General features: G+C 74.1%; 8 protein-coding genes. 2 read left to right on the forward strand and 6 right to left on the reverse strand.

Going from position 1 to position 11,004, the window contains the following annotated elements; genetic code table 11:
- The 4 genes from ACGFY5_RS04360 to ACGFY5_RS04375 are packed head-to-tail and all read right to left on the reverse strand — an operon-like array spanning window position 1 to window position 6,438.
- Window positions 1–924 carry a sulfotransferase domain-containing protein gene (locus ACGFY5_RS04360; RefSeq protein ID WP_392717190.1) on the reverse strand — a complete coding sequence of 308 codons (924 nt, stop codon included), beginning with the start codon at window positions 922–924 and terminating at the stop codon, window positions 1–3.
- Window positions 921–2,636 carry a polysaccharide biosynthesis C-terminal domain-containing protein gene (locus ACGFY5_RS04365; RefSeq protein ID WP_392717192.1) on the reverse strand — a complete coding sequence of 572 codons (1,716 nt, stop codon included), beginning with the start codon at window positions 2,634–2,636 and terminating at the stop codon, window positions 921–923. Before ACGFY5_RS04365 ends, ACGFY5_RS04360 begins: the two co-directional genes overlap by 4 nt.
- The gene (locus tag ACGFY5_RS04370; protein WP_392717194.1) at window positions 2,633–4,051 is read right to left on the reverse strand and encodes an O-antigen ligase family protein; all 1,419 of its coding nucleotides are present in this window, start codon (window positions 4,049–4,051) and stop codon (window positions 2,633–2,635) included. Before ACGFY5_RS04370 ends, ACGFY5_RS04365 begins: the two co-directional genes overlap by 4 nt.
- A complete protein-coding gene (locus ACGFY5_RS04375) occupies window positions 4,048–6,438 on the reverse strand; it encodes a glycosyltransferase (RefSeq protein ID WP_392717196.1) in 2,391 nt (796 codons plus the stop codon). Before ACGFY5_RS04375 ends, ACGFY5_RS04370 begins: the two co-directional genes overlap by 4 nt.
- Window positions 6,439–6,621: 183 nt before the next feature.
- Here ACGFY5_RS04375 and ACGFY5_RS04380 point away from each other — a divergent pair, with 183 nt between their 5' ends.
- A complete protein-coding gene (locus tag ACGFY5_RS04380; protein ID WP_392717198.1) occupies window positions 6,622–7,749 on the forward strand; it encodes a glycosyltransferase in 1,128 nt (375 codons plus the stop codon).
- 5 nt (window positions 7,750–7,754) lie between these two features.
- On the opposite strand, the gene ACGFY5_RS04385 is transcribed toward ACGFY5_RS04380, so the two are convergent.
- Window positions 7,755–8,651 (reverse strand): phosphotransferase, encoded by an 897-nt coding sequence (locus tag ACGFY5_RS04385; RefSeq protein ID WP_392717200.1) that lies wholly within the window; start codon window positions 8,649–8,651, stop codon window positions 7,755–7,757.
- A 42-nt stretch (window positions 8,652–8,693) separates the two neighbouring features.
- On the opposite strand from ACGFY5_RS04385, the gene ACGFY5_RS04390 reads away from it, so the two are divergent.
- Entirely contained in the window at window positions 8,694–9,458 is a 765-nt protein-coding gene (locus ACGFY5_RS04390) for a hypothetical protein (protein WP_392717202.1), read from the forward strand.
- 3 nt (window positions 9,459–9,461) lie between these two features.
- Here ACGFY5_RS04390 and ACGFY5_RS04395 read toward each other — a convergent pair whose 3' ends face one another.
- On the reverse strand, window positions 9,462–10,973 hold the full coding sequence (locus ACGFY5_RS04395; protein WP_392717204.1) for a sugar transferase: 1,512 nt from the start codon (window positions 10,971–10,973) through the stop codon (window positions 9,462–9,464).
- Window positions 10,974–11,004 lie beyond the last annotated feature (31 nt).

Below are 11,004 nucleotides of genomic sequence, written 5' to 3' on the forward strand. Positions count from 1 at the left end.
CTATCGGTCCCAGTCGAAGGGCATTCCGAGCAGTTCGGTGAGACGGGCATTGAAGGGGCGGTAGTAGTCCACGAGCCGTGCCCTGGTCGCCGCGGACATCGGCGGCACCGGGAGCTTGTTGTGGTGGGCCAACCGGGGCGGCTCGACCACCGGCAGGCTCAAGAACTCCTGCACGACGCGGTAGGCGCCGTTGGCGTCCGCGCGCAGGTCTTCGAACGGCATCACCAGCAGCTGGTCGCGGCCGAAGCGGTCGAGCCACCCGGTCAACTGCTCGACGTAGCGGCCCCGGGCCAGGTAGCTGTGCCAGTCGTGGTGCACCGAGTGGTAACCGGGCTCGGTCCGGATCCGCTCGGTCTCACCGCGCAGCCGTTCGTCCTCGGCGTCGATCGCGGCCTCGAACGTCGGGAGGCACTCGGCGTTCGAGCCGCGCCGTTCCCAGTAGTTGGAGTAGGCGCGGTCCACCGGATTGCGCAGCAGGACGATCAGCCGCGCCTTGGGCACGGTGTGCTGGACACGTTCCGCCACCAGCGGGTGGAACAGGTAGTACGGGCTCGCTTCGCCGGTCAGCGGCCGGATCCCGCTGCGCTGAGCGGCCCGCTCGAGCGTCGCGCGGCTCGGGAAGTGCGACCGGTACCAGCGCTCGCCGCGGCCGTAGTGGATGTCGAAGTAGTGCGGGCTCTTGATCTGCTGGAGCGACGGGAACATCGGCGCGACGTTCGGGTGGCGCACCAGCCAGTTCCAGACCGACGTGGTGCCACCGCGCTTGGTGCCGATGATCAGGAAGTCCGGGAGCGCGCGCTGGGCGGCGGTGTGCTCGCCGTAGCGCCGCACGGCCCGGCGGACGGCACGCTTCACCGGCCGGGGCACGTGTCGCTTCGCGGCGCGTAGCCGATCCGGAACCTCGACGTGGCGAAGCATGCTCATCGGTTCTCCTTGCTGGGACGGGGGCCCGGTCTCGGGCGGCGCAGTCGCAGACGGTCGAGGGGGAGTGCTGCCGCGAGGTCGGCGAGCGAGAATTCGTCCCGGTGACGCCACAGCAGCGCGAGGTACGCGGCGGTGCCGAGCAGGACGACGAGGACGGCGGCCGGGAAGTCGTGGCCGGCGAACAGTTGGTAGACCACGGCCGGGACGACGAAGCACAGGACGCCGGCGAGCGCCGCGTGTACCAGCGGACGCGACAGCGTGCGGACGCCGACCGACCGGCGGACGACGACGGTGACCGCGATGTTCTCGCCGACGACGGCGGCCCCCTTGGCGATCGCCGCGCCGGCGACGCCGTAGCGGGGGATCAGCACGAGCGCGAGCACGATGCTGAATGTCAGCGAGGCCGCGGTGACGGCGAACGTGAGCGTGGAGCGGCCGCTCATCAGCAGCAGGGTGGAGACCGGGCCGGTGGCGAGGTTGACGAGCGTGGCGGTGGCCAGGATCGCCAGCGCGGTGCCGCCGGCCTGGAAGCCCGGTCCGAAGAGGCGCAGTACCTCGGTGGGCCAGGCCGCGAAGACGAGGTAGAGCGGGAACGAGACGACGGTGATCCAGACCGACGCCGTGCGGTGCAGGTGCTCGACCCCGTCGAGGTCGCCGACGGTGAGGAGCCGGGCGAGCGTGGGGGCGATCGCCAGGCGCAGCGCCTGGAGGGCCAGCGTTCCGGCGAGGGCGAGACGCAGCGCGGCGTTGTAGACGCCCGCGTCGGCGACGCCGGCCAGCGCGCTGACCAGGATGATCCCCGAGTGCATCCCGGCGATCTCACACGCCGACGCCGCCGCCCGAGGCGCAGCAAACCCCCACAACTCCCGCCACGTGGCCGCGGCGCCGCTCGCGGGTGCAGCGCCGCTCGCGGGTGCAGCGCCGCTCGTGGTTGTGGCGCCGCTCGCGGGCGCGCCGAGTCCGAGCGCGGTGGCCGGAGCGGCACCCGCCACGCTGTCGACGGAGGAGCCCGCGTGCCGCGCGGCCGCGAGGGCGCGGTGGGCGAGGGCGGCGGCCCAGAGGCCGCCGATCAGCTGGGGGATCGCCCAGGCCACTGTCGTCCAGAGGACGGGGCCGGCGGTGAGGTCGGCGTGGGGCCAGGCGCGGTGGGCCGCGGCCATCGCGATGCCGACGAACGCGCAGCGCAGGGCCGGTTTGGCAATGCTCTCGACGACGGTCAGCGGCACCACGCTGCCCAACCCGCGGGTGACAGCGAGCGCGACGTACCCGGTCGCGCCCAGCGGCACGGTGGCCACCGCGACGCGGATCAGCCAGACCGCCCCGGGCGGCGCCGGGTGCTCGAACACGACGCCGACCAGGTGCGGTGCCGCCCACCACGCAAGCACGGCGAGCAGTGTGGTTCCCGCGAACACCGGAACGAGCGCGGCGACGGCCGCGGCGTCGATGTCCCGGGTGCGGCCGAGGGCCCGCAGCCGTGGAGCCATCCGCACGAGCGCGGTGTCGGTGCCGAACCGACCGGCGACCGCGAGCGTCATCGCCACCGCGACGACGACCGAGAACGCTCCCGCACCGGCCGTGCCGAGCCCCCGGCTCACCTGGACGACCAGCGCGAACCCCAGGACGGCGGAGGCCGCCGACCCGATCAGGCTGATCGTGCCCGCCCGCGCGATGCCCCGGAGCTCGGCGCTGCGCTGGTCCTCGACCGCCGTCATACGAGGACCCGGTCGTTCGCCGGTACCCGCCCGGCGGCGAGCAGCAGCCCCGCCACCGACCATGCGGTGATCATCAGCACCGGATTCCGAATCGGATAATCCACCATCAGGTGCACACACATCGCCGTGAGCGCCCCGGTAGTCCCCGCAACCAGCCCGAGCGCCTGCCGAGCCGCCTCGACTCCCGCCGATGCGGCACCAGCCGTGCCGGCCAGACCGCGGCCGGCCGCCGTCGGGGCGGCCGATCCTGCGGCGCGGCGGAGGTGGCGGGCTGCTGCGAGGGCGGCCAGGCCGCAGGTTCCGGCGAAGCCGACGCCGAAGAACAGGCCCACGACGCCGGTCTCGGCGCCGACCTGCAACAGCGCGTTGTGCGCGTGGAGCCGGGGCGCGAACTGGATCACCGACGGCGACTCGGCCGCGAGCGTGCTGAACGACCCGGGTCCGTTGCCGAGCACCGGGTGCAGCGTGAACTGCCGCACGGCTTCCCGCCACGTGATCGGCCGGACGTCGTGCGGGTTCGCGGCCCGGTCGTCGATCACCGCGATCCGGTCGACGACGACCTCGACCAGCCCGGCGGCGGGTCCACCCCGCACCTCCGCGGGCGCGGTGAGACTCACCAGCACACCGGCCGCGACCAGCGTCGCCCCGATCGCGCCGGCAGCCACCAGCGTCCGACGCACCGCCGGGTGCATCAGCGCGACGACGGTCAGCCCGGCGGCGGTGCCCAGCCACGCACCCCGGCTCAGCGACAGCACGAGAGCCGCCGCAGCACCGGCCCCGCCCAGCGCGGCGAGCACACGCTCCCAGCGGTGCGGCGCGGCGAGGAACCACCCCACCGCGAGTAGCACGATCAGCGCCGCGTAACAGCCGAACTGGTTGGGGTCGGCGAAGATCGACTGGGCCCGGTTGCGCACCACCGCGCCGCCGTAGACCGGTTTGAGCTGCTCGGCCTGGCTCAGGATCGGCAGCGTCACGGTCAGCGAACCCACCACCGCGGTGCCGACGAGCGTCCGCAGGCGGCCGGGTGACGTCGCCACGAGCAGTACCGCGATCAGCAGCAGCAGACCGGCGGCGTAGGTAGCCGTCACTTTTGCCCCGCGCAGCGGGTTCGCGGCGAACAGCGTGGACACCGCCGCAGCAGCCACCAGCCCCGCCCCGAACCACAACGGCGCCCCCACCGCCCGGCCACCGGATGCCCGGTCGCCCGGCGACCGGCGGCCCGTCACGGCGCCCAGCGGTAGCCGGCCGGCGAGAACCCAGGCGGCGGTGACGGCGATCGCCGACACGCAGACCAGGTGGATGACCTGCAGCGCGCCACCGGTGCCGGGCAGCGGCCGGTCACCGACCGCGGGTCCGGCGAACACCAGCGCCACCGCGGCGAGCGGCAGCGCGGCGCGGACCGGTGGTCTGCTCACGGTTCCGCCTCGATGACCTGTCCCGCTCCGGCCGGCTCGAGGGGGACGGCCGCGAGCTCACGCGCTACCAGCGGCCGGGGGATCACGGTCCAGGCATCACCGTCCCAGCCGTACGCCCAGTTCTCCTGCGCCCCACGCCCACGAGCCCCGCCGTCCGCAGGCAGAGCAGCTCCGTCGAAGCGCCCGGCAGCGCTCCCCAGCAGCGCCTCGGCGGTGCCGACCAGCTTCGCGCCGTCCTTGAGCAACGCAGCCAAAGGCACCAGCGGAATCACCAGCGGCGACTGACGTCGACGCACAACACGCGCGATCGGTAGCGAGAAGTACCCGGCGGCACCGGCCAGCGCCAGGACCCGCCCGGTCCGCCCACCCCAGGTGAGAGCAGCGGCGGCACCGAGGTACCCACCGAAGCGGATCGCGTCGCGGCGCAGCAGCCACGCCGAGCGCCCGGTGCCACCGCCCCGGCCGTAGCCCCGGAACTGCGCGAACGTCGCGGCGACGTCGGAACGCTGGTACCACGTCACGGCGGCGTCCAGCGTCAGCGTCGTGCGGGCGCCGAGCTCTCGGACCGCACGCCCGAACGCCTCGTCCTCCGCCGTTCGCAGGTTCTCCGGGAAACCCCCGGCGGCGCGCCAGACGTCGCGGGTGAACCCGACCGAACGGCCGTCGACGCGGGCCGCGGAGAACGCGCGTCCGAACAACTTCCCGTACACCGCCCGCGGGGCGGTACGGCGCCGCAGCTCCACCGGGTCCGGCCAGTTCATCGCCGCCATCGCCGGCTCGAACCAGCGGTCGGGGCGAACGGCGGCCGAGTACACGCCCACGTACAGCTCGACGGGCCGCTCGAACGGGTGCTCCCCGCCACCGACCGGCAGGCGTCGGGTCGCAGCGGCGGTCTCGGCGGCTGCCGCGCGGAAGCCGTCGAGCCAGCTCGCCGACGGTGTGCACCCGGCGTCCGTGCAGGCGATGAACTCGTTGCCGGCCGCGGCGATGCCCCGGTTGCGGCTGTAGCCGATGCTGCCGCCACCGTGCCGGACCAGCCGGATGCGGGGATCCTCGGCGTGCCAGGCGGCGATTCGTTCCGCTGTGCCGTCGGTGGAACCGCCGTCCACCAGCACGTACTCGTCACGTGGGCCGAGCTGGGCGGCGAGCGTCCCGATCAGGGCGTCGATCACCGGCGCCTCGTCGAGGACCGGGCTGACGACGCTGATCGGCGGGGCGTCCGTCTGGCGCAGCCCGGCGCCAGGCCGGTGAGCCACCTCGGCCAGCACCGTGGCGAAGCGCGCGGCCTGGGTCATCGCGTCGGGGTGGTGGGCCGAGCGGCGGCGACCCTCGGCGCCCAGCGCGGCACGCACCTCGGCGTCGGTCAGCGCACCGAGCGCTCCGCCGACGGCTGTCGGGTCCGCCGGCGGCACCAGCAACCCGGCAGAGCGGCTCACGGCGCCGAACGGCTGGGGGCCCACGCGGCGCGCTACCGGCCCGCCGTCGTCGACGGCGATCACGGGGACGCCGGCCAGCTGGGCCTCCAAGGCGGTCAGCCCGAACCCCTCCCGCCCCGGCGTGCGTGGGCCGTCGGGGCGCGTGAGCACCGCGACGGCGTCGACACCGGCCAGCAGACGGCCGACGGCGGGGACGGCCTGACGCAGGTGCACGCGACCGGCGACGCCCCAGTCGGCGGCCAGCGACGCGAGGCGCTCGCGCTCGTCCGGCCGGGTCGGGTCGTCCGGGCCGACGGCCAGCAGGTCCCAGGCGGCGGACTGCGGCTCGGCGAGCGACCGGATCGCGGTGTCGATGCCCTTGTAGGGCACGAACCGGACCGGCATCGCCAACAGCAGCCGGTCCCCGGCGGGGACGTTCAGGCCGCGCAGGATCCGCACGGCCTCGTCCCGGTCCACCGGCGGCGCGGAGCGGGGCGGGGTGATCGTCAGCGTGTCCGGACGCCGGGCGGCGACCGCGACGTCGTCAGCGGTGGCCACCACCCGGTCGGAAGCCTTCGCGAGCCAGCGCGCCAGACGTCGATCGAAGCTGTGGTCGTGTTTGACCCAGACGGACGGGACACCGACCGCCCGTGCGGCGGGAGCCACGACGCACTGGGCCTTCACGCCGTTGCCGACGACGACGTCGGGGTCGAGGTTTCGCAGGGTCGTGACCAGCCGGGCCGCGCTACCGGCGATCGCCGCACCCGAGCGACCGGTCGGCCGGACGATCACCGGGACGCCACGCGCGGTCAGTTCGTCGCGCAGCGGACCGTCGGACAGCATCACCACCCACGGGTGGAGGCGTTCGGTGTGGTCGAGCATCGAGAGCAGCCAGGACTCCGCACCGCCCAGAACGCCGCTGGGCGTGACGATCAGGGCACGGAGCGGCGGAGTGATCGGGGAGTGCGCCATCGGTGCTCTACCTCCCGGAGCGCTTCGGAACCTTGGGCGTGGCGTGGCTCGCGTCGGTGGGTCCGGCTGTGGCACGCTCACTGGTCGCCTGGGTCGTTTTAGTCTCTTTACGCCGATAAAAGCAAGAATGAGCCTCTTTCCGCTTCTGGAGGGTTATTAGTGTCGTCCGTCCAGGTTCTTCACGTGTCCCACGCGGTCAACACCGGTCTGGCGCACTGCGTCGCGGACTACGTCGAGTACCAGGCCAAGCGCGGCGCCCAGGTGACCGTGGCCTGTCCCGGCGGGCGGTTGGCCACGTTGGCCGGCGCTCGCGGCGCGGACGTGGTCACGTGGCGGGCGGCGCGCGGACCGGGGCCGGGAATGCTCGCCGAGGCGCAGCACTTCCGCCGCATCTTCGACGACGTCCGACCGGACGTCGTGCACCTGCACTGCGCCAAAGCCGGGCTGATCGGGCGATTCGTGCTGCGGGGAAGGGTGCCGACGGTGTTCAGCCCGCACGCCTGGTCGTTCCTGGCCGTGGACGGGGCGATGCGTCGGGCGGTGCTCGGCTGGGAACGGTTCGCGATGCGCTGGACCGACGTCGTGACGTGCGTCAGCGCCGCAGAGCGGGACACCGGTGTCGCGCACGGGCTCAGCGGGCGAATGGAGGTGCTGCCCAACGCGGTGCTGCCGACCGCGATCGACCCGATCCGGGCCCGTCCGCGGGCGGCGGTGCGCGAAGCGTTCGGGCTTCCGGCCGGCGTGCCGGTCGCGGTCTGTACGGCGCGGCTGGCCCGACAGAAAGGCCAGGACGTACTGATCGACGCCTGGCCGACGGTGCGTGCGGCGGTGCCCGGTGCCCGGTTGGTGCTCGTCGGTGACGGGCCGTCCCGCACGGCCCTGGAGGAAGCGGTTGCTTCGGTCGGCGCCGCGGGGGTGACGTTCACCGGTCCGGTGGACCGGGAAACGGCGCTGAGCTGGCTCCACGCGTCCGACGTCGTGGTCTGTCCGTCCCGGTGGGAGGGCATGTCGCTGGTGCCGCTGGAGGCGATGGCGCTCGGACGGCCGGTGGTGGCCACGGCGGTCGACGGGATGGCCGAGTCGGTGCCGCCGGGGACCGGGTGGATCGTGCCGCCGGAGGATCCCGAAGCGCTCGCGGGTGCGATCGGCACGGTGTTCAGCGACCACGAGGCGGCCCGGTCGGCTGCCGACGCCGGGCGTCGGCGTGCGGTGGCGGCGGCGAGCAGCAGCGACGACTCGGCGGCGCGGCTGCTCGACCTGTACGGCGAGCTGCTCCGCGGCCGACGCCCACCGGCCGAAGTAGGCACCTGACGGCGTCACGTGGGCCAGGCTCCGAGGGCGCGGGCCAGGTCGCGGGCCTCGGGTTGGATCGAGCGGGCGTGCTCGAGGTCGGCGCGGTGCCGGTCGGCCCGGGCGCCCTTGACGTTCTCGCCGAGCAGTCGCAGCGCGAGGTAGAGCGTCAGCACCCCGATCTCGCGGTGCTCCGACGGCGGGCTCAGAGCCAGGATCCGGTCCCGGAGTGCGTCCCGGTCCGCGCGGTGCGGGAGCAGCGTCCAGAGGCGCGCCAGGTCGCCGTGGCGGGGCCCGGGGCCCAGGTACTCCCAGTCGACGACGTGGACGCCCCCACGATCGGGGCACCAGAGCGCGTTGCGGTGGTAGAAGTCGCCGTGCGTCACCGGCACCCGCGCCAGTCCGGCGGCCGCGCGGCGGGCGGCCAGCCAGAGCCGGGTCGGCACGCCACCCAGCACCCCTCGCGCCAGCCGTAGCGGCGCCGCCCGCCGGGGTGACGTCCACTGCGCGGGCGGGGGCCCGGGCGGCGGCGGGGGCGATCCGGCGATGCGCAGGGCGGTCGCGACGGCGTCGTCGAGGAACTCCGGGCCGACGGGAGCGGTGGGACGCCACCACTCCGCGACGACCCAGGCGCCGTCGGGGTCGGCGCTCAGCACCGGGATCGTGGGAATCCCGACCTGACGCGCCCATTCTCGTCCCCAGAGCTCTCGCCGGAGGCGCAGGCGGCCGGGATCGGTCTCGGCGATCTCGACCACGACGCCGCCGCCGAGGAACCGGCGGATCGGGCGGCGTGGGCCGGCGAACGGCGGAGACTCCAGGGCCCGGAGGTCCACGCCCAGATCGCGCAGGACGGCGCCGACCTGCTCGGGAAGGTCTCGGTGCGGGAGTGACGGACTGGCCTCGGCCCGGACGAAGGGTGTCACGGGTCGGCAGCCTAAGCGAGAAAAATAAGACAAACTAGAGAAATGCCCACAAAACTAACTGCGCGTCCCCCTGTTCTCCTTCGCGGTTGGCTGTTCTTCCTGGTGGCAGCGCTCGCGGTACTGGCCGGATCGGCCGCTCACGTCGTCACCAGGCCGATCACCTGGTCGGCGCAGGCGGTCATCGCGTTCGTCCCGGTGGGGGAGCGACCGGTCAGCGCAACCTCGCTGACGTTGATGGTGCCCCGGTACGTGGCCTACGCCGCGTCGCCGTACGTGGTGCGGCAGGCGGCCGTGGCGGTCGGGATCCCGCCCTCCGAGCTGCAGGGCGGCCTCAACGTGACGATGCCGGCCACGACCGCGAACGTGGCGATCGCGGTGTCGGGCCGGTCGCCGGGCATCGCGTCGGAGGCGGCGAACCGCATCGCCGCGCTGGTCGTCGAGCGGGCCTCGGGCGACCCCGTGCTGGCCGCACGCATGCTCGCCGAGGCACCGCTGCCGACGGCGGCCGACGGGCCGAGCGAGGCCACGCTGCTCGGCGGAGCGGCGGTGGGAGCGCTGGTGGTCGGCACGCTTGCGGCCCTCGGTGTGCGGTGGTACGTGCGGCGGCGGTATCCGCCGGTCACCGTGCCCGTGGTGCCGGCGGCGCTGCGTCGGCCGGGGCCCGACACCGTCCTCGCGACGGCGTCGATGCCCCGGCCGGAGCCGCTGGAGGACACGGTGGCGATGTCGGCGCTGGACGACGAGGACACCGTCGACTTCGACCCCGCAACGGTGATCGTCCGGTCGATCACGCCCAGCAGCCGGTAGGGCTCAGTAAGCCCCGTCGCGGGACAGAACGGCGGGCAGCGTCCGGCAGACGATGTCGACGTCCATGCTCAGCGACCGGTTCTCCACGTAGCGGAGGTCGAGGCGGACGGCTTCCTCCCAGGGCAGGTTCGACCGTCCGCTGACCTGCCAGAGCCCGGTCATCCCCGGTTTCACCAGCGTGCGCCGCCGGTAGTCGGGCCGCATCTGCTCCGGCGGCGTCGCGGTGGGACGTGGCCCGACCAGCGCCATGTCGCCGCGCAGCACGTTCACGAGCTGGGGGAGTTCGTCCAGCGAGAGTGCGCGCAGCACCGCGCCGACCGGCGTCACCCGCGGGTCGTGCCGCACCTTGAACAGCGTGCCTGCCGTGTACTGGTTCGCGGTGACCAGCGCGGCCTTCAACGTCTCGGCGTCGGCCACCATCGTGCGGAACTTCAGCAGCCGGAACCGGCGGCCGCCCTGGCCGGTGCGCAGCTGGGTGAAGAACACCGGCCCCGGGCTGGTCAGCTTCACGACGGCAGCGACACCGAGGAACGCCGGCGAGAGGATCAGCAGCGCCAGCGCGGCGATCGCCCGGTCGACGAGATGGCGCAGGGTTAGCCGGGCACCGTCGTACCGCGGCGGGGTCACCTCGACCAGCGTGGCGTCGCCGTAGCAGCGAACGGACACCCGATCGGCGCTGACCGGCCACAACGGCGTGACGGCGACGCCCACCGCGTGCTCCTCCAGGCGCCAGGACAGCGCGCGCAGCGCGTCCGGATCGCACTCCCCGGCCACCACGACGGTGTCCGCGCCGGTGCGACGCACGGTGTCGACGACGGTGTCCAGCGCTGCTGCGGGGTCGTCGCCGGGGCACGCTGTCGCGTCGACCACGGTCAGGCCCCGCCCGCCGGGGCCGCCGGTCGCGGCGAGGGCTGCCAGGTCGGCGGCCCACGGGGCCCGGCCCAGGTCGGTGACACAGGCTGCCGCGATCGTCGGGCCGGTGCGGTCGCGTCCGGCCGCCGCGCAGAAGCGCCGGACGGCCTCCTGTGGCCCGTAGAGCACGAGCGGGGCGGCGGCGAGCGACTCGCCGACCCGCGTGAACCGGCGCAGCGCGACGCGGCTGAGCGCGGCGGACACGGCTGTCGCCGGCACTGCGACCAGGATCAGCGGCCGGGCCCCGGACAGCGACAGCAGCGTCGCGACGACGCTGGTCACCGCCAGGAGCGTCACTGTCGTCAACGCGAGTCCCCGTACGTCACCGAGCCGGATCTTCAGCCGACGCCGGTGGTAGGAGCCGACCGCCCAGGCGGTGAGCGTCCACCCGGCCGGAACGGCCAGCGACTGCTGCAGCGGCAGCGAGTCGAGTGCCCAGCCGAGCGCGACGGCCGTCGCGACCGCCGCAGCGGCGTCGCAGGCGGCGACGGCAGCGCGTCGCCGGAGGTCCTGCCGGTCGATCGGCGCCTCCAGGGGCGCCACTTCGACCGTATCGGCGAAGCTCGGTAGTAGGAGGGTGTCGGTGACCTGCTCCGCGGTCATCTGTTGACACCCAGTTCCACGGCACAGCTCG

Origin of the sequence: Cryptosporangium sp. NPDC048952 (genome assembly GCF_043197895.1) — a bacterium.
Lineage (GTDB): Bacteria > Actinomycetota > Actinomycetes > Mycobacteriales > Cryptosporangiaceae > Cryptosporangium.

Bases quoted from the DNA above. Each gene is read 5' to 3' on its own strand.
- ACGFY5_RS04360 (WP_392717190.1), bottom strand. From the start codon at position 924: ATGAGCATGCTTCGCCACGTCGAGGTTCCGGATCGGCTACGCGCCGCG.
- ACGFY5_RS04365 (WP_392717192.1), bottom strand. From the start codon at position 2,636: ATGACGGCGGTCGAGGACCAGCGCAGCGCCGAGCTCCGGGGCATCGCG.
- ACGFY5_RS04375 (WP_392717196.1), bottom strand. From the start codon at position 6,438: ATGGCGCACTCCCCGATCACTCCGCCGCTCCGTGCCCTGATCGTCACG.
- ACGFY5_RS04390 (WP_392717202.1), top strand. From the start codon at position 8,694: ATGCCCACAAAACTAACTGCGCGTCCCCCTGTTCTCCTTCGCGGTTGG.
- ACGFY5_RS04395 (WP_392717204.1), bottom strand. From the start codon at position 10,973: ATGACCGCGGAGCAGGTCACCGACACCCTCCTACTACCGAGCTTCGCC.